Below are 25,672 nucleotides of genomic sequence, written 5' to 3' on the forward strand. Positions count from 1 at the left end.
TCCAGTAAGAATGCGGAGCCTTGCTCCGCAATAGCTCCGTAGGAATGCGGAGTATGACTAATGGTTTCATCACATGTCGCGCGCATAAAGACAGGGCCGAACTTCGTGCGCAACTCGGGGGAGCTGTGCGCTCGACGAGCAATTGGTGCACCGGCAAGCTTGGGGTATCTGATGTCCTGGATCAATAATCTGCGCATTTCCATCAAGGTTTCTGCGGTGTTTGTTGCGATCTGCCTGGTCGTCGCCGGCAGCACCGGGGCGATCTACAATTCGCTGAGCGTGATGAACTCGACGGCGAAAATGACCGTTCATACCTACGAGGTGCTTGAGCAGCTTTCCGGCCTTGTCAGCGCCATGGTCAATCAGGAAACCGGTGTTCGCGGCTATCTCGTGTCGGGCGATACCGGCTTTCTCGCCCCCTATGAGGCCGGGCAAAAGCAGTTTCAGGCGGCGGCGGCCAAGGTCGGCAGCCTGACCTCGGATAACGCGACGCAGCAGAAGCGCCTTGATCAAGTCAAGGCGTTCGCCAGTGACTGGGCGACCAACATCGCGCAGCGCGAAATCGCGCTGATGAAGGATCCGGCAACTCAGGCAAAGGCCCGCGAGCTCGAAGCATCCGGCGCCGGCAAGAAAGCGATGGATGGCTTGCGCGCCGTGGTGCAGGAGATGGACAAGGAAGAGCGATCGTTGTTGTCGGTGCGGGCCGCGGCTGCCGACGCTGCGTCCGGCAACGCAACTCTGTCCATGCTGATCGGGGGCCTCGTCACCCTTCTGCTATCGCTTGTGGGCGCCTTCGGCGTTGCGTTCGCGGTTACCCGCCCAATCCAGCGCATCACCACGGAGATGGGCCTTCTTGCGAAGGGTGACACATCGGTGGTCGTGTCGGGCACCGAACGCAAGGACGAGATCGGCGCGATGGCCCAGGCGGTTCAGGTGTTCAAGACCAATGCGATCGAGGTCGAGCGCTTGAAGGCGGAACAGATCGAAGCCGAGCGACGGAATGCGGAGCAACGCAAGCAAGACATGATCAGGCTCGCAGACGATTTCGAAGGCGCTGTCGGTCAGATCATCGGAACGGTCTCGTCCGCCTCGACCCAGCTCGAGGCGTCGGCCACCAGCCTTACGGGTACGGCCGAACGCTCGCAGCGGCTGGCAACCACGGTGGCCGGCGCTTCGGAGGAAGCCTCGACCAACGTGCAATCGGTGGCCTCGGCGACGGAGGAGATGGCTTCGTCGGTCGGCGAGATCAGCCGTCAGGTGCAGGAATCGGCGCGGATGGCGGGCGATGCCGTCGGTCAGGCCCGCGCCACCACCGAACGCGTCAGCGAGCTCTCCAAGGCTGCCGCGCGCATCGGCGACGTCGTCGAGCTGATCAACACCATCGCCGGCCAGACCAATCTGCTCGCGCTGAATGCCACCATCGAAGCCGCACGTGCCGGCGAGGCCGGCCGCGGCTTCGCCGTGGTCGCCTCCGAGGTGAAGGCGCTCGCCGAGCAGACCGCGAAGGCGACCGGCGAGATCGGCCAGCAGATTTCCGGTATCCAGGCGGCGACCAACGACTCGGTGGGCGCGATCAAGGAGATCTCCTCGACCATCGAGCGTCTGTCGGAGATCTCGTCGGCGATTGCAGCGGCGGTGGAAGAGCAGGGCGCGGCGACGCAGGAAATCGCCCGCAACGTGCAGCAGGCGGCGCAGGGCACGCAGCAGGTGTCGTCGAACATCACCGACGTGCAGCGCGGCGCGACCGAGACCGGCACGGCCTCCTCGCAGGTATTGTCGGCGGCGCAGATGCTGTCGAACGACTCGAACCGGCTGAAGACCGAGGTTAGCAAGTTCCTGACCAACGTCCGCGCTGCGTAAAGCACGGTCCATCGATCAAACCCCCGAGCGGCGCCGAAAGCGCCGCTCTTTTTTTCGATGGTATGATGTCGCTTGAAGCAAGCATTCGGAGGCTTTGCCAGTAATCTTACGGGCGCGCCGTTTCATGGAAGGTTAAACCGGATTTACGAGTGTTGGGCGGGGGCAGCCCCGCAAGGGGCGGGTTCCCATTGATTTCACACTGAATCGGTATTTTGGGGGGACCCCGATGCGCAAGAATTTTCCGGTCACGGCCGTCGAATATCCCGTCAGTGACGAGACGCTGATCGTTTCGCGGACCGATCTCAAGGGCAAGCTCACCTACTTCAATGAGGATTTCATTGCCGCTGCCGGCTTCACGTCGGCGGAACTCATGGGGCAGCCGCACAACATCGTCCGCCACCCCGACATGCCGCCGGAGGCGTTCGATAATCTCTGGGATACGCTGAAGGGCGGCAAGCCCTGGCTCGGCGCAGTGAAGAACCGCCGCAAGAACGGCGACTTCTACTGGGTGCTGGCGACGGCCTCACCGATCCGAGAGAACGGCCAGGTCAAGGGCTATACCTCGATCCGCACCAAGCTGCCGGCCGACCAGCGCAAGCTCGCCGAAGAGGTCTACGCTGCAATCCGCGAGAAGAAGCCGCATGGTTATCGCATCGACGCCGGCATCATCCGCCGCCGCTCGCTGTTCGACCGCTTCAGCATCTTCACCGGGACGCTGAAGGCGCGCCTGGTCACGATGATGTTGCTCCAGGCGCTGTTCATGCTCGCGCTCGGCATCGGCGGTGCGCTCTCCACCGGCGGCTCGACCGGTCTGATCCTGTCGCTGCTGGCTGTCGTCGGTGCCGCCATCGGCGGCTTCGCCGGCCTTGCAACCATGCGGGCGATCCAGGGGCCGATGCGGCAGCTCAATGACACTTTGATCAACCTGGTGCAGGACAAGTTCGACAACCGCATCGTCATCGAGCGCGACGACGAGATCGGCGAGGCGCTGCGCAACCTTCAGACCGTGCAAACCATCATCCGTTTCAGCCGCGACGAGGTGCAGGCGGTGCAGCGCCGGGCCGAGGGACAGCGCAAGGCCGACATGACGAAGCTTGCCGACGGTTTCGAGGCCGCGATCGGCGAGATCGTCGAGACCGTGTCGTCGGCCGCAACGGAGCTCGAGGCTTCGGCCTCGACGCTGTCCTCGACCGCGGGCCGGGCGCAGGAATTGGCGACGGCGGTCGCAACCGGCTCGGAAGCAGCCTCGACCAATGTCCATTCGGTAGCTTCGGCCGCCGAAGAGATGTCGTCCTCGGTGCGCGAGATCGGCCGGCAGGTGCAGGATTCCTCCCGGATCGCGAACGAGGCGGTCAGTCAGGCCCACGCTACCACCGAACGTGTCAGCGAATTGTCGCGGGCCGCATCGCGGATCGGCGACGTCGTCGAGCTCATCAATGCGATTGCCGGCCAGACCAACCTGCTGGCGCTCAATGCCACGATCGAGGCGGCGCGGGCGGGCGAGGCCGGTCGGGGCTTCGCGGTGGTCGCCTCCGAGGTCAAGGCGCTCGCCGAGCAGACGGCCAAGGCCACCGGCGAGATCGGCCAGCAGGTCGGCGGCATTCAGGCGGCGACGCAGGATTCAGTCGGCGCCATCGGCGAGATCAGCGGCACCATCGCGCGTCTGTCGGAGATCGCCTCGGCGATCGCAGCGGCCGTGGAGCAGCAGGGCGCGGCGACGCAGGAGATCGCGCGCAACGTTCAGGAGGCGGCCCGGGGAACGCAGCAGGTCTCGTCCAACGTCGGCGACGTCCAGCGCGGCGCCTCCGAAACCGGCTCGGCGTCCTCGCAGGTGCTGACTGCGGCGCAGATGCTGTCGCGCGACTCCAACCGCCTCAAGCTCGAAGTCGGCAAGTTCCTGGACTCGGTCCGTGCTGCCTAAGGCGCGCGGCCGCATGGCTGCGATGTCGGTTTCGCAGTGCGGTAGCAGGGAAGTGAATGCAGGATAGTTCTGGTTGTTAGCGTTTCCGGCGGTGCTCAGGTAAAGGGGGAAAGGGGATCGCCGTGGGGGCGGATTCCTCATTTCGCTTGACCTGGAATTGCCTGGCGCATGATTGCTCTGGTCCGTATTGCCCTGAGCCGGCCTTATACGTTCGTCGTGCTCGCGCTGCTGCTGCTGATCATCGGACCGCTCGCGGCGCTGCGAACCCCGACCGACATCTTCCCGGATATCCGTATTCCCGTCATCGGCGTGGTCTGGCAGTACACCGGGCTGCCGCCGGACCAGATGTCCGGCCGCATCACCACGCCCTTCCAGCGCGCGCTGACGACCACGGTCAATGATATCGAGCACATCGTCGCCAACTCCTACAACGGCTTTGGCATCATCAAGATCTTCTTCCAGCCCAACGTCGACATCCGCACCGCCAACGCCCAGGTGACCGCGATCTCGCAAACGCTGCTCAAGCAGATGCCGCCGGGCGCGACGCCCCCCTTGATCCTGAACTACTCGGCTTCCACCGTCCCGATCATTCAGGTGGCCCTGTCGGGCGACGGGCTCACCGAGCAAAATCTCGCCGATATCGGCATCAACCAGCTTCGTACGCCCTTGGTCACGGTGCCGGGCGCGGCGATTCCCTATCCGTTCGGCGGCAAGCAGCGCCAGGTCCAGATCGACCTCAACCCCACCGCGCTCCAGGCCCGCAGCCTCTCGGGCCAGGATGTCGCCAATGCGCTGGCCGCCCAGAACCTGATCACACCGGTCGGCACCCAGAAGATCGGCCAGTTCGAGTACAACATCCAGCTCAACAACTCGCCGCTCCGGATCGACGAACTCGGCAATCTGCCGATCAAGACCGTCAACGGCGCCATGGTCTATGTGCGCGACGTCGCCACAGTGCGCGACGGCAATCCGCCGCAGACCAACATCGTCCATGTCGACGGCAACCGCTCGGTGCTGATGATGGTGCTGAAAGCGGGCGCGACCTCGACGCTCGATATCATCTCCGGCATCAAGCAGAAGGTGATCGACGTCAAGGACCAGCTGCCCGACGCACTGAAGATCGGTTTCATCGGTGATCAGTCGGTGTTCGTCCGCGGCGCGATTCAAGGCGTCGCCCTCGAGGGCGTGATCGCGGCGCTCCTCACCAGCGTCATGATCCTGCTGTTCCTCGGCAGCTGGCGCTCGACCATCATCATTGCGGTCTCGATCCCGCTGTCGGTGCTGGGCGCCATCATCATGCTGTCGGCGATCGGCGAGACGTTGAACATCATGACGCTCGGCGGCCTCGCGCTCGCGGTCGGCATCCTCGTCGACGATGCCACGGTCACGATCGAGAACATCAACTACCATCTGGAGCAGGGCAAGCCGGTCGAGCAGTCCATCCTCGACGGCGCCAACCAGATCGTGACGCCGGCCTTCGTCTCGCTGCTCTGCATCTGCATCGTGTTCGTGCCGATGTTCTTCCTCACCGGCGTCGCGCGCTTCCTGTTCGTGCCGATGGCCGAAGCGGTGATGTTCGCGATGATCTGGTCGTTCATCCTGTCGCGCACGCTGGTGCCGACCATGGCGAACTATCTGCTGCAGGCGCACGTCCATCACGAGGGTGGACCGCCGAAGTCGCGCAATCCTCTGGTCTGGTTCCAGCGCGGCTTCGAGGCGCGGTTCGAGCGCATCCGCGGCTTCTATCACGGCCTGCTCGGCCTTGCGCTGGCGCACCGGGCGGTGTTCGTCATCGGTTTCCTCTGCATCGTCGGCGCGTCCTTCGCGCTGGTGCCTTTCCTGGGGCGCAACTTCTTCCCCGCCGTCGATGCCGGCAACATCCTGATGCATGTCCGCACCCAGGTCGGCACCCGCGTCGAGGAGACCGCCAATCAGCTCGCCGACGTGCAGAAGGCGGTGCGCAAGCTGATTCCGGGCGAGATCGAGACCATGACCGACAATATCGGCATGCCGATCTCCGGCATCAACATGACCTACAACAACACCGGCTTGATCGGCCCGCAGGATGGCGACATTCAGATCAAGCTGAAGAAAGGCCATAGGCCGACCGAGGAGCATGTCCGCGTGCTGCGCGAGCAGCTGCCGCGGCTGTTCCCCGGCGTCAGCTTCGCGTTCCTGCCGGCCGACATCGTCAGCCAGATCCTGAATTTCGGCGCGCCGGCGCCGATCGACCTGCAAATCCGTGGCGCCAATGTCAGCGCGAATTTCGCTTATGCCAACAGCCTGCTGGCGAAGGTCCGCAAGATTCCCGGCGTTGCCGATGCGCGCATCCAGCAGTCGCCGAACAATCCGACCTTCAACATCGATGTCGACCGCACCCGCGCGCAATATGTCGGCCTGACCGAACGCGACGTGACCAACAGCCTCGTGGTCAATCTCGCCGGCTCCTCGCAGGTGGCGCCGACCTACTACCTCAATCCCGACAACGGCGTGTCCTACTCGATCGTGATGCAGACGCCGCAATACCAGATCGACTCGCTCAGTGCGCTGCAGACGCTGCCGATCACCGCCGCCGGCAATGCGCAATCGCCGATCCTCGGCGGCATCGCCGACATCAAGCGCTCGGCGTCGAGCGCGGTCGTCTCGCAATACGACATCCAGTCGATGGTGCAGATCTTTGCGACGACCTCCGGCCGCGATCTCGGTGCAGTCGCCGCCGACATCCGCCAGCTGATCGCCGACACCGCCAAGGATGTGCCGAAAGGCTCTTCCGTGGTGCTGCTCGGCCAGGTGCAGACCATGAACAGCGCCTTCACCGGCCTGCTGTTCGGCCTGCTCGGGGCCGTCGTGCTGATCTACTTCCTGATCGTCGTGAACTTCCAGTCCTGGTCCGACCCGTTCGTGATCATCACCGCCTTGCCGGCCGCGCTCGCCGGCATCGTCTGGATGCTGTTCATGACCGAAACCACGCTGTCGGTGCCGGCGCTGACCGGCGCCATCATGTGCATGGGCGTTGCCACCGCCAACAGCGTGCTCGTGATCTCCTTCGCCCGCGAGCGTTACGAGGAACTCGGCGATCCCGTCGCCGCCGCGCTCGAAGCCGGTTTCGTCCGGTTCCGCCCCGTGCTGATGACCGCACTCGCCATGATCATCGGCATGGCGCCTATGGCGCTGGGGCTAGGTGAGGGCGGCGAGCAGAATGCGCCGCTGGGCCGCGCCGTGATCGGCGGCCTGATCTTTGCAACATTCGCCACGCTGATGTTTGTTCCCGTGGTGTTCAGCATGGTTCACAAGAAACAAGGCGCCAAAGCCGCCGCCTCATTGGAGACTCCGCATGTCGCCCACTGAACCTCGCTCCCCGGTGTCGCACCGGAAACTGGGCATCTTCGGCGTGGTGGCGCTGATTGCGGCAGGCCTTGTCGTCGGCACCGGCATCCGTGCCCGCGAGGAGCAGGGCTCCAAGCTGAAAGAATGGACCGACGATCAGGCCGTTCCCAGCGTGGCGGTGACGCTGCCCAATGCCAAGGACCTCAACGCGACCATCGATCTGCCGGGCCGGCTGGAAGCCTACTATCGCGCGCCGATCTTCGCGCGCGTGTCGGGCTACCTGAAGAGCTGGAGTGCCGACATCGGCGCCCGCGTCAAGGCCGGCCAGGTGATTGCCGAGATCGAGGCGCCCGACCTCGATCAGCAGTTGCTGCAAGCCCGCGCCGACCTCACCAGCCAGCAGGCCAGCGCCCGGTTGTCGGAAGCAACGCTGAACCGGCGCAAGACGCTGGTCGCCTCCAACTTCGTTTCCGCGCAGGAGATCGACGAGCGCACCGCCGACCTCTCCAACAAGAAGGCCGCCGTCAATTCGGGGCAGGCCAATGTCGAGCGCCTGGAAGCGCTCGCCGGCTACAAGAAGATCACAGCGCCGTTCGACGGCGTCGTCACCGCGCGCGACACCGACGTCGGCGCGCTGATCAATGCCGGCGGCGGCTCGGGCCCGGCGATGTTCGTGATCTCTGACATCACCAAGCTGCGCGTCTACGTCAACGTGCCCCAGAACTACGTGCCGGCGATCAAGATCGGGGCCAAGGCGATCATCACGCTGCCGGAATATCCCAGCCGGACTTTTCAGGCGACGGTGGAGGCTTCATCGCAGGCCGTCGACGTCGCCTCCGGCACCACGCGCATGCAGCTCGGGCTCGACAATTCCAGAGGCGAGTTGATGCCCGGCGGCTATGCCAGCGTGAAGCTCAGCCTCCAGCGTGGCTCCGCGCCGCTCAGCATCCCCGCCAGCGCGCTGATCTTCAACGGTAGCGGCCTGCGTGTGGCGACGGTCGGGTCCGACGACAAGGTGCTGTTCAAGCCGGTCACCATCGCGCGCGATCTCGGCCGCGAAATCGAGCTCGCGTCGGGCATCGCGCCTGATGACCGCGTCATCACCGCGCCGCCGGATGGTCTGTCGGATGGCGATGCGGTGCGTGTGGCTGGCGCCAAGGCCAAGCCGGCCACGGCTTCGGAGAAGCAGGCGCCGCGGAGCTGAGACGATCTCGTGACCGGACGCAGCGCAGTACGAGGTGGTGCGCTGCCGAGCCGGGGCCCATCTCTCCTTGCGGTGCCGTGTCGCTTTCTGGGGCCCGGCTCTGCGGAGCGGCACTTCGCGCGGCACCGCGTCCGGGACACGAGGGCTAACTACGCCGCCCGCCACTCCGGCACGCCATCCGCGGCCATCGCGATCTCGCCGAGTGAGCCGACCGGCGTGCGATCCATATCGAGCAGATGCGCCAGCGTCACGCCGTCGGTCGCCGGAATCCGCGCCAGCGAGCGCCGGTCATCTTCGGTGCGCAGCATCACCACGCCATGCTCGACATCGCCGCTGCGGCCATAGAGCACCGTAAAGCTCTCGACCTTGCCCTTGCCCGAGGCCTCGGTGACGAACTCCGGCACCGCGCGCTTGTTGCGGTCGGCCTCCGTTTGAACGCTCGTCTCCTGCACCAGCGCCTCGCGCGGCGGGGTCTTCGACACCACCAAGGCGTGGTGCTTGGTGACGAAGCCGCCCTGGCCGTAGAGCAGGCCGAGCTTGGCGCCGTCGCGCAGGCGCCGTACCATCGCACAGGCCGCATGCGTCATGTAGGTGTTGAGCGGCGCGCCGAAGAAGGTGAGCCCGCCGGTCACGGTCGGCTGCACGTCCGCGCCCAGGCCAAGCGTCCGCCGCGCCATCTTGGGCACACAGGGGAAGCAGCTGTAGAGCTCGATCGCGTCGAACTTTCTGCCGTCGCCGCCGGCGAGGTCCATCATGGCTTTCAGCACCGCGTTCTGCGGATGGCTCTCGTAGAACTGGTCGCGCAGGAGATAATCGCGCGGTTCTTCGGCCGAGGCGCCACCGAGCGGGTAGACCAGTCTGTCCTCGGGGATCCCGGCCGCACGCGCCTTGGCAAGGCTGGTGAGCAGCAGCGCGCCGCCCATATTGACGCTCGGGTTGGCAACCATGAGCTTGTTGTAGGGCCACGCGATCAGGCGGTTGTCGGCGGTCGGCGTCGTGATCTCCTCGGGCGCATAGCGCCGCTTCAGCCAGGCATTCGGATTTTGCGCGGCGGCTTCCGAATAGCGCGACCACAGCACACCGGACTCCGCCATCGCCTCGCGCGGCGTCTGGCCCCAATGCGCGGAGGAGGCCGCCTCATAGAACGGATAGACCGTGACGGGGCGGAATACGCCGAGCTTGACCGCCAGCGGCTTCTGGAACGCCGCGCCGCGCTTGGGCTCTTCGACGTCATGCGCGAACGGGGTCCATGGCAGCTTGACGCTCGCACGTTCCGCCTTGGTCGCGGTCGACTGCGCCTCCGCCCCGCAGACTGCCGCGACGCTGCATTCGCCCCGTGCGATGCGCTTTGCCGCCTCGTGGATGTAGCGGATCGGGCTCTCGCCGCCGACCGGGCCGTAATAGCAATGCGCGGGCTCGATCCCGAGCCGTTGCGCCAAGAGCTTCTCCGGGTCGCGATAGCGCCAGCTCAGAAAATTGACGACGTCGAGCGACTGCACCTCGCCGAGCAGTTTTGCGCCCGCATCGGCCTCGGCGCGCCGGAGGGCCTGTTCGAGCAGATCGAGCGGCTCGAGGCCCTCGGTGATCTCCTTGGGTCGGTCGACGATCTCGCCGATGCCGACGATGACGGGGATGCGGTCTGGGGAAATTGTCATTGTTCTTGCTTCTTCTCTCTCAGATATATTCGACCTCATCCTGAGGAGCCTGCGAAGCAGGCGTCTCGAAGGATGGGCCGCGGGCTCTCATGGTTCGAGACGGCGCTTGCGCGCCTCCTCACCATGAGGGTCTGCACCTACTCCGCCACCAGCGCATTCATGCGCTCGACGGCATCCGCAAACTCTTCCTTGAATTCCTGCACCACGGCGCCGGCCGATTTCACGCTGTCGATCAGGCCGACGCCCTGGCCGACGAAATAGCTGACGAGATCGCGAGCTTTCGCATTCCCGCTCGCCGCCGCGCGGTCGATGGAGTTGAAGGCGTCGCGGCTGATGATGCTTTGCAGCGGCATCGGCAGCGCGCCGGGGCTTTCGGGCGCACGGTCCCAGGCATCGGTCCAGACCGAGCGGAGCTGCCGGGCCGGCTTGCCGGTGCGGCCCTTCGAGCGCACGGCGTCGCGCGAGGAGGCCGCGATCATCTTCTCGCGAAAGATCTCCGTGGTCTCCGCCTCGACGGTCGCAAGCCACACCGAGCCTGTCCAGGCGCCGGCCGCGCCCATCGCCATGCAGGCGGCCATCTGCCGTCCCGTCATGATGCCGCCGGCCGCCAGCACCGGCACCGCGCGGATCGTCTTGATCGCCTTGATCACCTCAGGCACCAGCACCATGGTCGAGACCTCGCCGCAATGGCCGCCGGCCTCGGTGCCCTGCACCACGAGGATGTCGACGCCGGCCGCGACCTGGCGCAGCGCGTGCTCCTTGGCGCCGACAAGCGCTGCGACCGGGACTCCGTGTCTCTTGCCCATCTCGATCATCGCTTTCGGCGGCACGCCCAGCGCGTTGGCGATCAGGCGGATCGGATGACGAAAAGAGACTTCGAGCAGCTCAAGCGCGGTCTTCGCATCGAACGGCTGCGGCTGGTCGTCCGCGACCTCCGTGGTGGTGAGTTCGATGTCGTACTTCTTCAGGAGATCGCGCGTATAGTTGCGATGCTCTTGCGGTACCCGCGCTTCCAGGCTCTTCCAGGTGACGTCCTTCTCGCCCGCGGTCGAGATGTTTTCGGGGATCAGCACGTCGATGCCGTAGGGCTTGCCGTCGACATGCGCGTCGATCCATGTCAGCTCGCGTTCGAGCGTCTCCGGCGTGTGCACGGTCGCGCCCAGCACGCCAAAGCCGCCGGCGCGGCTGACGGCGGCAACGACGTCGCGGCAATGGCTGAAAGCGAGCAGCGGGAACTCGATGCCCAGCATGTCGCAGATCGGCGATTTCATGACCCTCTCCCGGCAGCAGCCTTCGCGTTGCTGTTCTTGCTTTGCATGCGAAGCCGCTCGACGCTAGCGCATCGCCATCCGCGATGCCAAGCAGGATTTGGTCGCGCATCTTGCGTGCAGGCGCCGCGAAGCGGACGAGCCATTCCGCTGCATAAAATAAGCAGCCCAGAGCCGCCCGATTTGCCTCTTGCGCTTTCGAGAGCGACAGCAAATGCTGGCTCGCAAACAACAGAAAAATCAGGGAGCGCCAACCGATGTCGTCAGCGCAATCGAACCCGGCCCGCGCCGCCGAAGCTTATGACGTGGTCGTCGTCGGCGCCGGCTTTGCCGGCCTGTACATGCTGCATCGCCTGCGTAGGCTCGGCTTCTCCGCACGCGTCTACGAGCAGGGCGGCGGCGTCGGCGGCACCTGGTACTGGAATCGCTATCCCGGCGCGCGCTGCGACGTCGAGAGCATGCAGTATTCCTATTCGTTCTCCGAAGAGCTCCAGCAGGAATGGGACTGGAGCGAACGCTTTGCGCCGCAACCAGAGATCCTGAAATATGCCAACCACGTCGCCGACCGCTTTGATCTGCGCCGCGACATCCAGTTCAACACGCGCGTCGAGCGTGCCGCGTTCGACGAGTGCGCGACATGCTGGTCGGTGACGACCTCGGACGGCAAGACGGTCGAAGCCAAATTCGTCGTGCTCGCCACGGGTTGTCTCTCCAACGCGCGCAAGCCGGACATCAAGGGCCTGGAGAACTTCAAGGGGCCCGTCTACCACACCGGCAACTGGCCGCACGAAGAGGTCGACTTCACGGGCCTGCGCGTCGGCCTGATCGGCACGGGATCATCGGGCATCCAGTCGGCCCCCGTCGTCGCCGAGCAGGCGAAGCATCTCACGGTGTTCCAGCGCACCGCGAATTTCTCCGTTCCCGCCCGCAACGCCGCGCTCACCGATGAGGAACGCCACGCGTTCCGCAAGAGCTATCCGGAGATCCGTCGCTTCGCCCGCGAGGTCGCCCGCAATGGCATCTATACCGAGCAGCCAGATCGTGGCGCGCTCGATGACAATGACGATATCAGGCGCGCAGAGTATTCGGCGCGCTGGGAGCGCGGCGGGCTCACCTTCATGTATGCCTATAACAATCTCGGCCTCGACCGGGCCGCGAACGACACCGCGGCGGATTTCGTGCGCGGCAAGATCGCCGAGATCGTGAAGGATCCTGACACCGCGAAGCTGCTTCAGCCGAGCAGCCACCCGATCGGCACCAAGCGCATCTGCGTCGACACCGACTATTTCGCGACCTTCAACCGGCCCAACGTTTCGCTGGTGGACATCAAGACCAATCCGATTCAAGAGATCGCGGCAAATGCCGTGCGCGTCGAGGGGAAGGACCATGAGGTCGATGCGCTGGTGCTGGCGACCGGCTTCGACGCCATGACCGGCTCGGTCGCCAGGATCGACATTCTGGGCCGTGGCGGGCAAACGCTGAACCAGAAATGGGCCGAGGGACCCAAAACCTATCTCGGCCTGATGAGCGCGGGTTTTCCAAACCTCTTCATCATCACCGGGCCCGGCAGCCCGTCGGTGCTCTCGAACATGATCGTGTCGATCGAGCAGCATGTCGACTGGATCGCCGAGTGCCTGACCCACATGCGCATGCGCGGCCTCACGACGATCGAGGCGAGCGGGGAGGCCGAGGACAAATGGGTCGCGCACGTCAACGAGGTCGCCGAGGGCACGCTCTATCCGCAGGCCAATTCCTGGTACATGGGCGCCAACATCCCGGGCAAGCCGCGCATCTTCATGCCCTATATCGGCGGCGTCGGCGTCTACCGCCGGATTTGCGACGAGGTGGCGGCGAAGGGATATGAAGGATTCGTGATGAAGCACGAGGAGCAGCCACAGGCCGCGGCATCCTAGGTGACGTCGTCATTCCGGGGCTCGCGGAAGCGAGAACCCGGAGTCCATTTCTCAAGGCATTCCAGGCGGTGCGATGGATTCCGGGTTCGCCCTGGGCGCCCCCGGAATGACGTCGGCGAGGGGGTGCCATGACGAAACGTAGAGTTGCCCCGCCGGGCAATGCATTTCCGGGGCCTTGTCATCGGCCATTCGCAAGCTAATTAATGCAGACGCATCTTTCTCCCGGAGCCCTCGCATGACCGACGCCCCCGCCTACGTGCCGCCCAAAGTCTGGACCTGGAACAAGGAGAATGGCGGGCAGTTCGCCAGCATCAATCGCCCGATCGCCGGCCCCACCCACGACAAGGAGCTGCCGGTCGGCAAGCATCCCTTGCAGCTCTATTCGCTGGCGACGCCGAACGGGGTGAAGGTGACGGTGATGCTGGAGGAGCTTCTCGCGCTCGGCCACAAGGGCGCTGAATACGACGCCTGGCTGATCAAGATCGGCAACGGCGATCAGTTCGGCAGCGGCTTCGTCGACATCAATCCGAACTCGAAAATCCCGGCGCTGATGGATCGCTCCGGTCCGGAGCCGATCCGCGTGTTCGAGTCCGGCTCGATCCTGTTTTACTTGGCCGAGAAATTCGGCGCCTTCCTGCCGAAGGACATCAAGACACGCACCGAGGCGATGTCCTGGCTGTTCTGGCAGATGGGCAGCGCGCCCTATCTCGGCGGCGGCTTCGGCCATTTCTACGCCTATGCGCCGTTCAAGATCGAATACGCCATCGATCGTTTCGCCATGGAGGTCAAGCGCCAGCTCGACGTGCTGGACCGCCGCCTCGCCGACAACGAATATCTCGCGGGCAAGGAATACACCATCGCCGACATGGCGGTGTGGCCCTGGTATGGGGCGCTCGCCAAGGGGCTGGTCTATGGCGCCGGCGAATTCCTCTCGGTGCAGGACTACAAGAACGTGCAGCGCTGGACCGACGAGATCGCCAAGCGTCCGGCCGTGAAGCGCGGCCGCATGGTCAACCGCGTCTCGGGCGATCCCGCCAGCCAGCTCCACGAACGCCACGACGTCAGCGATTTCGAGACCAAGACCCAGGACAAGCTCGCGCTCGCGACGTGAGGCGGTGGCTTACTTCACCTTCTCTGCTTGCTGCAGGGCCATTCAGAGTATTTCGTGCGGCCATCCTTCGAGACGCCCGCCTTCGGCGGACTCTTCAGGATGAGGTAAAGAGTGCGCGGATGCACTTTGCGGAGACGCTGATTGGCCTCATCCTGAGGAGGTAAGCGCCGTCTCGAAGGACGAGGCGCGCGCACAGGCCGCGCCGCAGCGGGTCTATGCGATAGCTCTGCCAATGCGGGGCGAGCCTGCAGAGCGCTCGCGCAGCGAGCCTCGCGCCTCAATCCGGCAGCATTTCGCCGGAGCCGCCGAGCTCCGCCGGCAAGTCGGCATATTTCGGCAAGCCATCCCTGACCGACACCATCTTGCTCGCGTAGTTCGCATGCAGGGTCGGCTGGTGCTGGTAGCCTTTCAGCAGATTGGCGTAGACGTCGACCAGCCGCATCCGTGGATGCTCGGTCATGACGTGGCCGCCACAGCGCTTGCAGAATTTTCGGTAGGAATGCTCGGTCTTGTTGAATGTTCCGAGCTCTGCCTCGCCCCTGGTAATGCGCACACTGTCCGACTTCCACAGGCTGAACGCATTGATCGGCGCCGCCGACCACGTCTGGCAGTCGGTGCAATGGCAATAGCCTGAAAACATCGACTTGCCGGTGACCTCGACCTCGACGGCTCCGCAGAAGCAGCCGGCGCGATAGCTCGCCTGCGGCTCCGCATGGACGTGCTCACCCTCGGCGAGGAGGTCGTTGAATTCGGAGTTCTTGCGCATGAAATTGCGGATGAAATCGCACTCGACCGAAAGCCTGCGCCCCTGCGCCCGCACTGCATCCAGCGTGGCGCGGCCGAGCTTCGAGCCGATGCCGCGGCCGCCGAGCTCCGGCGGCACCTCAGTGTGCACCAGCGAGATGGCCCCCTCGCTCTTGCGGTAGGTGATGTAGGCGATCGGCCCGTCGACTTCGAGTTCGAACCGGCGGCGTTCTTCGTTGTCCCGAAAGGCTTCCGGCATCATCTCGCTCCTGGGTTCGCTATTCGGTCCTCACACCCTCCGCCGCCGGGAACACCACGCGGTCATCGGTGCGACAATAGCGGTCGGCGAACATGCGGCCGATCGGGTGATAGCGGTCCATGTGCACCCGCATCGCCGCGGGATCCCACAGTTCGTCGCGGATGTGGAAGTGGATGCCTTCGCCCATGATGAGGCGGCGGTCGTCATTGACGTCGATCAGTTTCCAGAGCTTGCATTCCATCGCCCAGGGTGCGTCGGCGAGCCGCGGGACCGCGATCCTTGTCGACGGTGCAAGCTTCAGCCCGAGATAGTCGGGCTCGCCGATGTCAGGTGGAAAATCGCCGCTGCTCTCGTGCATCGCTCTTGCCAGCGGCTCGTCGGCGAGGTTGACCACGAACTCGCCGGTCCGCTGGATGTTGAGGAACGTGTCCTTGTCCTGACCGTTCGGCTTGCGGTTGGCCGCGAACATGCAGAGCGGCGGATCCTCGCAGAAGGCGTTGAAGAAGCTGAACGGGGCGGCGTTGACCACGCCGGTCGGCCCGAGCGAGGTCACCCACGCGATCGGCCGCGGCAAAATGAAGGAGGTCAGCACCTTGTAGCGCTCGCGTGGCGTCAGGTCGCTGGCGGCGTAGTCCATGATGGCTCCTGTTTGGGATCTTCGCCTTTCCCCGCAAGCGGCAGGGCTATCGCATATGAATTACACGGGGACTGTCTGCAGGCTTGCTCCGCCTCTCCCGCTTGCGGGAGAGGCCGACGCGCTCGCAGAGCGCGGCGGGTGAGGGCTCTCGCCGCATAGGGACGTCCTCAGTTAATCTCAATAATCCCAGCGCGGAGACACCCTCTCCCCAACCCTCCCCCGCAAGCGGGGGAGGGAGCCCACTGCCGATGCCGCTGCATTCTGCACATCATATGCGATGGCCCTGTCGCAAGCGGGGAGAGGGGGAAGAAGAGCTCACGCCATGCTCAGCTCGTGCCGGCCGACCACCATCCAGTGCACCTCGTCCGGACCGTCGGCGAAGCGCAGGTGACGCACGTCCTGGTACATTTCGGCGAGCGGGGTCCAGTGCGAGATGCCGGTGGCGCCGTGCATCTGGATCGCCTGATCGATGATCTTGCAGGCGCGCTCCGGCACCATGGCCTTGACCATGGAGACCCAGACGCGGGCTTCCTTGTTGCCGAGCACGTCCATCGCCTTGGCGGCCTTCAGCACCATCAGCCGCATCGCCTCGATCTCGCAGCGGGCCTGCGCGATGATCTGCATGTTGCCGCCGAGATGGGCGATCTTCTTGCCGAAGGCTTCGCGGGTGAGGCCACGCTGCACCATGAGGTCGAGGGCCTTCTCGGCCTTGCCGATGGTGCGCATGCAATGATGAATGCGGCCCGGCCCAAGGCGGAGTTGCGAGATCTCGAAACCGCGGCCTTCGCCGAGCAGCATGTTCTCCTTCGGCACGCGCACGTTGTTGAAGCGCATGTGCATGTGGCCGCGCGGGGCGTGGTCCTGGCCGAACACGTACATGGGGCCGAGCACCTCGACGCCGGGCGTGTCGCGCGGCACCAGGATCTGCGACTGCTGCTTGCTCGGCGCCGCGTCCGGATTGGTCTTCACCATCACGATCAGGATCTTGCAGCGGGGATCGCCCACGCCGGAGATGTAATATTTCTCGCCGTTGATGACCCATTCGTCGCCGACGAGCTTGGCCGTGGTCGAGATGTTCTTGGCATCGGAGGAGGCGACGTTCGGCTCCGTCATGACATAGGCCGAGCGGATCTCGCCATTGAGCAGCGGCTTCAGCCACTTCTCCTTCTGCTCCTTGGTGCCGACGCGCTCCAGCACCTCCATGTTGCCGGTGTCGGGCGCCGAGCAGTTCATGGTCTCGGAGGCCAGCGGGCTCTTGCCGAGCTCGGCCGCGATATAGGCATAGTCGAGATTCTTCAGGCCCTGGCCGGTCTCGTCGTCGGGCAGAAAGAAGTTCCACAAGCCCTCCTGCTTGGCCTTGTTCTTGGCCTTCTCCAGCACCTCGAGCTGCTTTGGCGTGAAGCTCCAGCGATCCTCCTTGCCTTCGCCCGCCTTGGCGAACTCGACCGACATCGGCTCGACGGTGTCGCGGATGAACTTCTTGACGTGGTCATAGAGCGGACGGACCTGGTCCGACATGCGGAGGTCGTTGAGCTCGTCGCCGGGACTGAGGGTGTAGTTGGTGGTGCGGGGAATGTAGGTGTGTTTTGTCATTGTTCCTCCCGGGTCTCTGAGATCATGCTGGGCGCGAGAATAGTCGCAGCGCGCTCAAAGTGCGAGCGCGCTTTTGTCACGCGAGCCATGCCACGCGACTGCAATATCGCGAGGTCGTTTGAAATGTTGTTTGAATGTTGCCGAAGGCTGGATGTGCCCGCGCCGCGATCCCAGCTGTCATCGCCCGACCTGATCGGGCGATCCAGTATTCCAGAGACGGTCGTGACTGAACCGAGAGGCCGCGGCGTACTGGATGCCCCGGTCAAGCCGGGGCATGACAGCGGTGGCTTAGCTAGCTCGGCATCCGGTGCATGGCGCAGATCTTGTTGCCGTCGAGGTCGCGCAGGTAAGCCAGATAAAGCTTGCCGCCCGGCCCCTGGCGAATGCCGGGCGGATCCTCGATCGATGTCGCACCGGCGGCGACCCCGGCCTCATGCCATTGGTCGACCTGCTCGGGTGAGTTGCAGGCAAAGCCGATCGTGCCGCCATTCGCGCAGGTCGCCGGTTCGCCGTTGATCGGCTTCGAGACCGAGAACACGCCGGTCTTGGTGATGTAGAAGATGCGATGGCCGTCGACCCTGGCCGGCCGCACTTCGAGCGTGCCGAGCAGCTTGTCGTAGAACGCCTTGGCCTTGTCGAGGTCGTTGGTACCTATCATGACGTGTGAAAACATTTGCCCGTTCCCTCTGCGCTCACAAACAGAAACCGCAGGGTGGGCAAAGCGCAGCGTGCCCACCACCACACTCGCAGGGCTTGTGGTGGGCACGGCGCAAGAGCGCCTTTGCCCACCCTGCGAGATCTCAAAACGCCGTATAGCCGCCGTCGATCACGAACGTATCGGCGGTGTGATACGACGACGCCTTGCTCATCAGATACACCGCGATGCCGCCGAAATCGGATGCCTCGCCGAAGCGCCGCGTCGGAATGCGCGGCATGACGTTGGCGACGAACTTGTCGTTGGCCATGAGCCCTGCGGTCATGTCGCTCTTGATCCATCCTGGCAGGATCGCATTCGCGGTGACTCCGTGGCGCGCCAGCTCGACGCCGAGCGCGCGCACCAGCGCGTTGATCGCCGCCTTGGTTGCCGCATAATGCTCGTTGCGCGCAGTGCCGAAGATCGAGGCGAGGCTCGAGGTCGCGACGAGGCGGCCAAAGGGATCGCCGGCATTGGCGCGCTCGGTCATGTGCTTCGCCGCGGCCTGGAACGCGTGGAATACGCCGTCGAGATTGGTCGCAAACATCGTGCGCCATTCCTCCTCGGTACGCTCGATGAAGGAGCGCCGGCCGCCTCCGCCGATGCCGGCATTGGCGAAGCAGCCGTCGACCCGGCCGAAGGTGTCGAGTGTCGCCTTCATCGCGGAATTGACCGAGGCCGGGTCGGTGACGTCGCAGACGCGGGTGTCGACCTTGCCGGCAAGGCCGGCCATGCTCGCGGCAGCGGTCTTGTTCTTGTCGGCATTTCGGCCCCAGATCGAGACGTTGCAGCCTTGCGCCGCGAGCGCCTGCGCAATGCCGAGCCCGATGCCGCCATTGCCGCCGGTGATCACGGCCACGCGGCCGGTGAGGTCGAAAAGGTTCATGGCGCGTTTCCTGTTCTTGGCAAGACTTCCTGGCATGAGGCGTATCAGCCGCTGCGCACAAGATTGCTTGCTATGCTCCGATCACCATGGACAAGGTCGCGACAAAAATCAAATATGCGCCCCGGCAAGAGTAATTCCGGTCTGCGAAACTATCGCGGGCCGCAACTGACGAGGAAACCATGCAGTTCAAACACGTCACGCTCGATTTCGATGGCGCCGTCGCGATCCTCAAGCTCGACCATCAGGAGGTGATGAACGCGGTCTCCGTGGACATGCTGGGAGGTCTCGCCGAGGCGCTCGATGCGATCGAGGAGAAGAAGGACGAGGTGCGCTGCGTGGTGCTGACCGGCGCGGGTCGCGCATTCTGCACCGGTGCGAATCTCCAGGGCCGCAACAATCAGTCGAAGAAGACCAAGGCCGGCCTGACGCTGGAAACCGGCTTTCACCCTTTCCTGCGCCGCATCCGCAATCTGCACTGCCCGATCGTCACCGCGGTCAATGGCCCCGCCGCGGGCGCCGGCATGAGCTTCGCGCTGCTCGGCGACATGATCCTGTGCGCGCGCTCGTCCTATTTCCTGCAAGCGTTCCGCCGCATCGGCCTCGTGCCGGATTGCGGCTCGACCTGGCTCCTGCCGCGTCTCGTCGGCCGGGCGCGCTCGATCGAATTGTCGCTGATGGGCGAGCGCCTGCCGGCCGAGAAGGCGCTGGAATGGGGCCTCGTCAACCGCGTCTACGACGACGGCGTGCTGATGGAGGAGGCGATGAAGCTCGCGCGCGATCTCGCCAGCGGCCCGACGGTCGCGCTGTCGCTGATCCGCAAGCTCTATTGGGACAGCCCGGAAAATTCCTTCGAGGATCAGCTCAATCTCGAGTTCCAGTGCCAGCTCCGCGCCGGCGACACCCAGGATTTTCGCGAAGGCGTCGGCGCGTTTCTTGAGAAGCGTCCCGCGCAGTTCAAGGGCAAATGATCGAGGCCGAACTCTCCCGCAGCGTCGTGCGCTGGTGCAGCGGGGCGACCGGCGTCACCGGGGCCGCAAAGCTGTCAGGCGGCGCCAGCCAGGAAACCTGGCGCTTCGACATCGTGCATCCCGATGGTGTGATCGGCGCGATCCTGCGCCGCTCGCCGAAGGGCTATGGCGCGGCGCCAACGCGCGCGGCGGGCCTTGCCGCTGAAGCGCGGCTGATGCAGCTCGCCTTCGAGGCCGGCGTTCCGTCGCCGCGCGTGCTGCATGTGTTGACCGTCGAGGACGATCTCGGCACCGGCTTCATCATGCAGCGGGTCGAGGGCGAGACCATCGCGCGCAAGATCTTGCGCGACGACGAGTTCGCCACGGCGCGGCCGCTTCTGGCGCGGCAGATCGGCGGCATTCTCGCGGGGCTGCACAGGTTGCCGCAGAACAGGCTGCCCGAATTGCGGCATATGACGGCGGCAAAGGAGATCGGCGAGTTCGAGCGCGACTATCGCAGCCTGAACTGGCCCAAGCCCGTGTTCGAGCTGGCGCTGCGCTGGCTGCGCGACCACGATCCCGGTCCCGCGACCGAGACCACGCTGGTGCACGGCGATTTCCGCAACGGCAATCTCATCATCGGCGCCGACGGTGTGCGTGCCGTGCTCGACTGGGAGCTCGCCCATCTCGGCGATCCCATGGAGGATCTCGGCTGGGTCTGTGTGAACTCCTGGCGCTTCGGGGAGATCGACAAGCCGGTCGGCGGTTTTGGCGCACGCGAGGAGCTGTTCGCCGGCTACGAAGCGGCAGGCCGAAAAGTCGATCCCGAGCGCGTCAAGTTCTGGGAAGTGATGGGCACGCTGCGCTGGGGGATTATGTGCGGCGGCATGATGCAGCGATTCCGCGAAGGGCCTGACCATTCGATGGAACGGGCCATGATCGGCCGCCGGGCCTCCGAGACCGAGATCGATCTGTTGCGGCTCTTGGCGCCGCGCGGGAGTTGACGGATGCAGGACGAACCGACACCGATCGAGCTGACGAAAGCGGTCGCCGATTTCCTTCGCAACGACCTCACGCCGCTGATCTCAGGCCACCAGGCCTTCAAGCTGCGCGTCGCCGTCAACATCCTCGATCTCGTGACGCGGCAGCTGACGCGGGAAGAGGGGAGCGATGCTGCGGAAGTGGAGCGCCTACGCGCGCTGCTCGGCATGGACGGACCGGTGACAGAGCTCAACCGCGTGCTCGCCGAGCGTATCGCCAAAGGCGAGGTTGATCTGGCAACGCCGGGGCTGGCGGAGCATCTGTGGGCCACCACGATGGACAAGCTCGCGGTCGATCAGCCGAACTACGCCTCGTACAAGCGCGAGTTGTCGAGGGGGGCGTAGGCTCCGCGGCATTCTCCGTCATTGCGAGGAGCCCTTGCGACGAAGCAATCGCCGCGCTCGCAATGACGATGTCGAGACGGTTGCGCCGCTCTCCGCTTCGTCATGCCCGGGCTTGTCCCGGGCATCCACGTTCTTCGTACCGCGCCTCAAGACGTGGATGGCCGGGACAAGCCCGGCCATGACGCGGAGACCGAGGATACCTACTTCCCCACCCATTTCGGCGGCCGCTTCTCCGAGAACGCCTTCGGGCCCTCGATGTAGTCCTGCGAGGCGACCATCGCCTTCACCGCAGGGTACTCGCGCTGCTCCTCGATCGCTTGCTCCAGCGACACGCCAAGTCCCTTCTGGATCGCCTGCTTCGAGGCCCGGATCGACATCGGCGAGTTCTTGCTGATCATCTCGGCCCAGCGAAGCGCGGCCGTCAGGGCCTCGCCCTGCGGCACCACCTCGTTGACGAAGCCAAGCTCGAGCCCTTCCTTGGCGCTGACATGGCGCGCGGTGAGGATCATGCCCATGGCGCGCTTGAGCCCGATCTGGCGCGGCAGGCGGTGCAGGCCGCCGGCGAGGGCGGCGAGGCCGACGCGCGGCTCGGGCAGGGCGAAGGTCGCGTTCTCCGACGCAATGATCAGGTCGCACGCCAGCGCGATCTCGAAGCCGCCGCCCATCGCGACGCCATTGACCGCAGCGATGATCGGCTTGTCGCAGTCGAACCGCGAGGTCAGGCCGGCAAAGCCGCCCTTGTCCCAGCCGCGCTTGCCGCCCGCCGCCTGCCACTTCAGGTCGTTGCCGGCGCAGAACGCCTTGTCGCCGCTGCCTGTGACGATCGCGATCCACTGCTCGGGATCGCCAGAGAAATCGTCAAACACCTTCTGAAGCTCGAAATGCGCATCGGTGTGCAGCGCGTTGTAGACCTCGGGCCGCGACAGCGTGACGATCGTGATCGGCCCCTTGCGTTCCACCTTTGAGAATTTCAGCTCCATCGCGCGCTCCCGCATTTTCTCGTGAAGGAATATTTGACGACATACTACCGCGCGCTGGCGGCAGAGCACCATCGAATTGCGCAATGCGCCTTGCGCGCGCCACACGCCTCGGCTTGCTTGACTTGCACGCGCTCTTCTCACCTTAATTGTGCGAAGCATGAGTGCGCCTAGCGCCTTAACACAAAACGACAAAATCAATCCGGGAGAGAAGCTTTGGATTTCTCATTGCCTGCCGATCTCGTCGCCTATCTCGGAGAGCTCGACCGTTTCATCGAACGCGAGATCAAGCCGCTGGAAGAGGCCGACGACAACATCCGTTTCTTCGACCACCGCCGCGAATGGGCGCGCACCGATTTCGAGAATGGCGGCCTGCCGCGTCACGAATGGGAAGCGCTGCTGCGCAAGGCCAAGGATCTCGCCGACGCGGCCGGTCACCTGCGTTTTCCGGTGCCGAAGCAATATGGCGGCAAGGACGGCTCCAACCTCTGGATGGCCGTGATCCGCGAGCACTTTGCCGCCAAGGGCCTCGGCCTGCACAACGATCTCCAGAACGAGCACTCGATCGTCGGCAATTTCCCCGTCGTCACCATGCTCGACCGCTACGGCCGCGATGACCAGAAGGCGATGATCGACGGCTCGATCAGGGGCAAGTACCGCATCACGTTTGGCTTGACCGAGCCGCATCACGGCTCGGACGCGACCCATATGGAGACGCGCGCTGTGCCGGCAACCCGCGACAACGTCAAGGGCTGGATCATCAACGGCGAGAAGATGTGGACCACCGGCATGCACGTCGCGACGCACTGCGCGCTGTTCGCGCGCACGAGCGGCAACGGCGGCGATGCCCGCGGCATCACCTGCTTCCTGGTGCCCGCGAAGAGCCATGGCGTGAAGGTCGAAGAGTACATGTGGACCTTCAACATGCCGACCGACCATCCGCGCGTCAGTTTCACCGACGTTTTCGTTCCGGAGGATGCGCTGTTCGGCGAAGTCGGCCGCGGCCTGTCGCTGGCACAGTGCTTCGTGCACCAGAACCGCATCCGCCAGGCGGCGAGCTCGCTGGGCGCTGCGGTCTACTGCATCAACGAGAGCGTCAAATACGCGCGCGAGCGAAAACCGTTCGGCAGGGCGCTCGCCGAGAACCAGGCGATCCAGTTCCCGCTGGTCGAGCTCGCCACCCAAGCCGAGATGCTGCGCCTGTTGATCCGCAAGACCGCCTGGGAGATGGACCAGCTCACCGAGGAGCAGATCGAGCGCACGCTCTCCGACCGCGTCTCCATGTGCAACTACTGGGCAAACCGTCTCTGCTGCGAATCCGCCGATCGTGCCATGCAGGTCCACGGCGGTATGGGCTATTCACGCCACAAGCCGTTCGAGCACATCTATCGCCACCACCGGCGCTACCGCATCACCGAAGGCAGCGAGGAGATCCAGATGCGCAAGGTTGCGGGATTCCTGTTCGGCTATATGGGGCCGGGGAAGCATTGAGACTTGCGCGGATCTCTCCGCACGGTCGTCCCCGCCTAGTGCGCAATTGCGCACAGGGGCGGGGACCCATACCCCAGGGAGCGGTTTGGGGCGAGCCGGGCATTCCAAGTCTTCGCAAAACCACTTCCTGTGATTATGGGTCCCGGGCTCGCGCTGCGCGCGCCCCGGGACGACGTCGTGGATAGAGCGCGATCAATTCACCCTTCGATCTTTCCCCGCCCAATAGGGCTCGCGCAATTGCCGTCGCAGGATCTTGCCCGAAGGATTGCGCGGCAGCGCCGGCAGGAACTCCACGCTCTTCGGCGTCTTGTAGCCGGCGATGCGCTCGCGGGTGAAGTTGATGATGTCGGTGGCGGTCGCCTCCTTGCCCGGTTTCATCACCACCACGGCCTTCACCGCCTCGCCCCATTTGTCGTCGGGCACGCCGATCACGGCGGCCTCGGCGACATCGGGGTGATCGCACAGCGCGCTCTCGACCTCGGCGGGGTAGATGTTCTCGCCGCCGGAGATGATCATGTCCTTGATGCGGTCGTGAATGTAGAGAAAGCCGTCCTCGTCCATGTAGCCGGCATCACCGGTGCGCAGCCAGCCGTCACTGCGCAGCGTCGCGGCGGTCGCTTCAGGCAGGTTCCAGTAGCCCGCCATGTTCGAGCCCGAGCGCGTTGCGATCTCGCCGACCTGGCGCGGCGGCAGCGGCTTGCCGTCCGCGTCCAGGATGGCGATCTCGACGCCAGGCAGCGCCTTGCCGGCCGAGCGCATCCGCTCAAGCCCCTCGACGTGATCCTCCGGCGGCAGCGCGACGATCGTGCCCGTCGTTTCCGTCATGCCGTACATCTGCACGAAGCCGCATTTGAAGACCTCGATGCATTCCTTCAGCAGCGCCGCCGGGATCGGCGAGGCGCCGTAGAGCATGTACTTCAGTCGCGAGAAATCGACGGTTTTCGCGCGCGGCTGCCGCACCACGAACTGCATCGCCGCCGGCACCATGAACAGCTTCGTGATCCCGGACTGCTCGAAGAAATCCAGCACCTTGCTCGGATCGAACTCGCGCGCGATCACGCCGCGCGCGCCATGATAGAGCCCCATCACGCCCCAGCCGGAGCCGCCAATGTGGAAGATCGGCATCGCGACCAGCGAGACGTCGTCGGTCGACCACCGGTTCCACTCCGGCTTGTCCTCGGCATTGCCTGTCTGCACCAGGTTCAGGAAGTTCGCGTGGCTCAGCATCGCGCCCTTCGGCTTGCCTGTCGTGCCCGAGGTGTAGAGCTGGATGGCGATGTCTTTGCTGTCGATCGGCACCTTCGGGTCGTCGCCGCTCTGCGCATCGCGCCAGGCCGTAAAATCCTGCCATTCCGGCGCGCCGCCTTCGGTGGTGATGATGGTGCGCACGGCGGGGAGCTGGTCCCTGATCTGGCGGACCAGCGTGATGAACTCCGGTCCCACGAACAGCACCGGCGCCTTGCAATCCGCAACGATGAAGGCGACCTCGGGGCCTGCGAGCCGCCAGTTCACCGGCGCCATGACGACGTCGGCTTTCATCGCGCCCATCAGGAGCTCGAAATAGAGGTCGCTGTTCTTGCCGAGATAGGCGATGCGCTCGCCCTTCCTCACGCCCATCGCGAGAAGCGCGTTGGCGACCTTGTTGGTCTTGATATCGAACTCTGCAAAGCTGGTGGTGCGGCCTTCGAATTCATAGGCGATGGCGTTGCCGCGGCTCTTCGCGCGCTCGCGCACCATGTCGGCGAGATTCGCCAATGGCTGTGTGGACATGTTTCTCCCGTGACGTCTTGTTTTTTGTGC

18 protein-coding genes and 2 pseudogenes are annotated in these 25,672 nt (G+C 64.7%); 10 read left to right on the top strand and 10 right to left on the bottom strand.

The features are described 5' to 3' along the window. Window positions 1-171: 171 nt before the first annotated feature. The 4 genes from ACSHT2_RS30620 (at window position 172) to ACSHT2_RS30635 (ending at window position 8,312) form a co-directional block, all read left to right on the top strand. Window positions 172-1,860, top strand: coding sequence for a methyl-accepting chemotaxis protein (locus ACSHT2_RS30620; protein ID WP_440638557.1), 1,689 nt, complete (start codon window positions 172-174; stop codon window positions 1,858-1,860). A gap of 226 nt (window positions 1,861-2,086) precedes the next feature. After that, window positions 2,087-3,781 (top strand): methyl-accepting chemotaxis protein, encoded by a 1,695-nt coding sequence (locus tag ACSHT2_RS30625; RefSeq protein ID WP_440638558.1) that lies wholly within the window; start codon window positions 2,087-2,089, stop codon window positions 3,779-3,781. Between the two features lie 168 nt (window positions 3,782-3,949). After that, complete coding sequence (locus ACSHT2_RS30630) at window positions 3,950-7,129, top strand: efflux RND transporter permease subunit (protein ID WP_440638560.1); 3,180 nt, start codon at window positions 3,950-3,952, stop codon at window positions 7,127-7,129. Then, window positions 7,116-8,312 carry an efflux RND transporter periplasmic adaptor subunit gene (locus ACSHT2_RS30635; protein ID WP_440638561.1) on the top strand — a complete coding sequence of 399 codons (1,197 nt, stop codon included), beginning with the start codon at window positions 7,116-7,118 and terminating at the stop codon, window positions 8,310-8,312. The genes ACSHT2_RS30630 and ACSHT2_RS30635 overlap by 14 nt, the downstream gene beginning before the upstream one ends. 149 nt (window positions 8,313-8,461) lie before the next feature. On the opposite strand, the gene ACSHT2_RS30640 is transcribed toward ACSHT2_RS30635, so the two are convergent. Next, complete coding sequence (locus tag ACSHT2_RS30640; protein WP_440638563.1) at window positions 8,462-9,967, bottom strand: acetyl-CoA acetyltransferase; 1,506 nt, start codon at window positions 9,965-9,967, stop codon at window positions 8,462-8,464. Window positions 9,968-10,104: 137 nt separating this feature from the next. Next, window positions 10,105-11,238 (bottom strand): nitronate monooxygenase, encoded by a 1,134-nt coding sequence (locus tag ACSHT2_RS30645; RefSeq protein ID WP_440638565.1) that lies wholly within the window; start codon window positions 11,236-11,238, stop codon window positions 10,105-10,107. Window positions 11,239-11,492: 254 nt separating this feature from the next. On the opposite strand from ACSHT2_RS30645, the gene ACSHT2_RS30650 reads away from it, so the two are divergent. After that, window positions 11,493-13,148 carry a flavin-containing monooxygenase gene (locus ACSHT2_RS30650; RefSeq protein ID WP_440638567.1) on the top strand — a complete coding sequence of 552 codons (1,656 nt, stop codon included), beginning with the start codon at window positions 11,493-11,495 and terminating at the stop codon, window positions 13,146-13,148. Between the two features lie 235 nt (window positions 13,149-13,383). Further along, a complete protein-coding gene (gene yghU, locus ACSHT2_RS30655) occupies window positions 13,384-14,259 on the top strand; it encodes a glutathione-dependent disulfide-bond oxidoreductase (RefSeq protein ID WP_440638569.1) in 876 nt (291 codons plus the stop codon). A 277-nt stretch (window positions 14,260-14,536) separates the two neighbouring features. Here the strand turns inward: yghU and ACSHT2_RS30660 are convergent. The 6 genes and pseudogenes from ACSHT2_RS30660 to ACSHT2_RS30685 form a co-directional block, all read right to left on the bottom strand. Continuing rightward, a pseudogene (locus ACSHT2_RS30660) lies at window positions 14,537-14,941 on the bottom strand (GFA family protein); the annotation flags it as partial. Window positions 14,942-15,007: 66 nt separating this feature from the next. Next, window positions 15,008-15,265: pseudogene (locus ACSHT2_RS30665) on the bottom strand (GNAT family N-acetyltransferase); the annotation flags it as partial. 16 nt (window positions 15,266-15,281) lie between these two features. After that, window positions 15,282-15,899, bottom strand: a complete 618-nt coding sequence (locus tag ACSHT2_RS30670) for a flavin reductase family protein (protein WP_440638570.1) — start codon at window positions 15,897-15,899, stop codon at window positions 15,282-15,284. A gap of 315 nt (window positions 15,900-16,214) precedes the next feature. Then, window positions 16,215-17,492: an acyl-CoA dehydrogenase family protein gene (locus tag ACSHT2_RS30675; protein WP_440638572.1), complete on the bottom strand. Its 1,278-nt coding sequence runs from the start codon at window positions 17,490-17,492 to the stop codon at window positions 16,215-16,217. A gap of 292 nt (window positions 17,493-17,784) precedes the next feature. Beyond that, a complete protein-coding gene (locus ACSHT2_RS30680) occupies window positions 17,785-18,165 on the bottom strand; it encodes a VOC family protein (protein WP_440638574.1) in 381 nt (126 codons plus the stop codon). Window positions 18,166-18,292: 127 nt separating this feature from the next. After that, entirely contained in the window at window positions 18,293-19,072 is a 780-nt protein-coding gene (locus ACSHT2_RS30685; RefSeq protein ID WP_440638575.1) for an SDR family NAD(P)-dependent oxidoreductase, read from the bottom strand. A gap of 179 nt (window positions 19,073-19,251) precedes the next feature. Between ACSHT2_RS30685 and ACSHT2_RS30690 the strand changes: the two genes are divergently transcribed. The 3 genes from ACSHT2_RS30690 to ACSHT2_RS30700 are packed head-to-tail and all read left to right on the top strand — an operon-like array spanning window position 19,252 to window position 21,404. Continuing rightward, window positions 19,252-20,040, top strand: coding sequence for an enoyl-CoA hydratase/isomerase (locus ACSHT2_RS30690; protein WP_440638576.1), 789 nt, complete (start codon window positions 19,252-19,254; stop codon window positions 20,038-20,040). Then, window positions 20,037-21,023 carry a phosphotransferase family protein gene (locus ACSHT2_RS30695; RefSeq protein ID WP_440638577.1) on the top strand — a complete coding sequence of 329 codons (987 nt, stop codon included), beginning with the start codon at window positions 20,037-20,039 and terminating at the stop codon, window positions 21,021-21,023. Before ACSHT2_RS30690 ends, ACSHT2_RS30695 begins: the two co-directional genes overlap by 4 nt. Before the next feature lie 3 nt (window positions 21,024-21,026). Further along, the gene (locus ACSHT2_RS30700; RefSeq protein WP_440638579.1) at window positions 21,027-21,404 is read left to right on the top strand and encodes a DUF6285 domain-containing protein; all 378 of its coding nucleotides are present in this window, start codon (window positions 21,027-21,029) and stop codon (window positions 21,402-21,404) included. A gap of 200 nt (window positions 21,405-21,604) precedes the next feature. Here the strand turns inward: ACSHT2_RS30700 and ACSHT2_RS30705 are convergent, their stop codons facing one another. After that, the gene (locus ACSHT2_RS30705) at window positions 21,605-22,384 is read right to left on the bottom strand and encodes an enoyl-CoA hydratase-related protein (RefSeq protein ID WP_440638581.1); all 780 of its coding nucleotides are present in this window, start codon (window positions 22,382-22,384) and stop codon (window positions 21,605-21,607) included. Between the two features lie 213 nt (window positions 22,385-22,597). Between ACSHT2_RS30705 and ACSHT2_RS30710 the strand changes: the two genes are divergently transcribed. After that, entirely contained in the window at window positions 22,598-23,872 is a 1,275-nt protein-coding gene (locus ACSHT2_RS30710; protein ID WP_440638582.1) for an acyl-CoA dehydrogenase family protein, read from the top strand. 192 nt (window positions 23,873-24,064) lie between these two features. Here ACSHT2_RS30710 and ACSHT2_RS30715 read toward each other — a convergent pair whose 3' ends face one another. Beyond that, window positions 24,065-25,642, bottom strand: coding sequence for a fatty acid--CoA ligase (locus ACSHT2_RS30715; protein ID WP_440638584.1), 1,578 nt, complete (start codon window positions 25,640-25,642; stop codon window positions 24,065-24,067). Between the last annotated feature and the right edge of the window lie 30 nt (window positions 25,643-25,672).

The sequence above is a fragment of the Bradyrhizobium sp. PUT101 genome, from assembly GCF_052043945.1.
Classification (GTDB): domain Bacteria; phylum Pseudomonadota; class Alphaproteobacteria; order Rhizobiales; family Xanthobacteraceae; genus Bradyrhizobium.

Bases quoted from the DNA above. Each gene is read 5' to 3' on its own strand.
- ACSHT2_RS30620 (WP_440638557.1), top strand. From the start codon at position 172: ATGTCCTGGATCAATAATCTGCGCATTTCCATCAAGGTTTCTGCGGTG.
- ACSHT2_RS30625 (WP_440638558.1), top strand. From the start codon at position 2,087: ATGCGCAAGAATTTTCCGGTCACGGCCGTCGAATATCCCGTCAGTGAC.
- ACSHT2_RS30630 (WP_440638560.1), top strand. From the start codon at position 3,950: ATGATTGCTCTGGTCCGTATTGCCCTGAGCCGGCCTTATACGTTCGTC.
- ACSHT2_RS30635 (WP_440638561.1), top strand. From the start codon at position 7,116: ATGTCGCCCACTGAACCTCGCTCCCCGGTGTCGCACCGGAAACTGGGC.
- ACSHT2_RS30640 (WP_440638563.1), bottom strand. From the start codon at position 9,967: ATGACAATTTCCCCAGACCGCATCCCCGTCATCGTCGGCATCGGCGAG.
- ACSHT2_RS30645 (WP_440638565.1), bottom strand. From the start codon at position 11,238: ATGAAATCGCCGATCTGCGACATGCTGGGCATCGAGTTCCCGCTGCTC.
- ACSHT2_RS30650 (WP_440638567.1), top strand. From the start codon at position 11,493: ATGTCGTCAGCGCAATCGAACCCGGCCCGCGCCGCCGAAGCTTATGAC.
- yghU (WP_440638569.1), top strand. From the start codon at position 13,384: ATGACCGACGCCCCCGCCTACGTGCCGCCCAAAGTCTGGACCTGGAAC.
- ACSHT2_RS30670 (WP_440638570.1), bottom strand. From the start codon at position 15,899: ATGGACTACGCCGCCAGCGACCTGACGCCACGCGAGCGCTACAAGGTG.
- ACSHT2_RS30675 (WP_440638572.1), bottom strand. From the start codon at position 17,492: ATGACAAAACACACCTACATTCCCCGCACCACCAACTACACCCTCAGT.
- ACSHT2_RS30680 (WP_440638574.1), bottom strand. From the start codon at position 18,165: ATGTTTTCACACGTCATGATAGGTACCAACGACCTCGACAAGGCCAAG.
- ACSHT2_RS30685 (WP_440638575.1), bottom strand. From the start codon at position 19,072: ATGAACCTTTTCGACCTCACCGGCCGCGTGGCCGTGATCACCGGCGGC.
- ACSHT2_RS30690 (WP_440638576.1), top strand. From the start codon at position 19,252: ATGCAGTTCAAACACGTCACGCTCGATTTCGATGGCGCCGTCGCGATC.
- ACSHT2_RS30695 (WP_440638577.1), top strand. From the start codon at position 20,037: ATGATCGAGGCCGAACTCTCCCGCAGCGTCGTGCGCTGGTGCAGCGGG.
- ACSHT2_RS30700 (WP_440638579.1), top strand. From the start codon at position 21,027: ATGCAGGACGAACCGACACCGATCGAGCTGACGAAAGCGGTCGCCGAT.
- ACSHT2_RS30705 (WP_440638581.1), bottom strand. From the start codon at position 22,384: ATGGAGCTGAAATTCTCAAAGGTGGAACGCAAGGGGCCGATCACGATC.
- ACSHT2_RS30715 (WP_440638584.1), bottom strand. From the start codon at position 25,642: ATGTCCACACAGCCATTGGCGAATCTCGCCGACATGGTGCGCGAGCGC.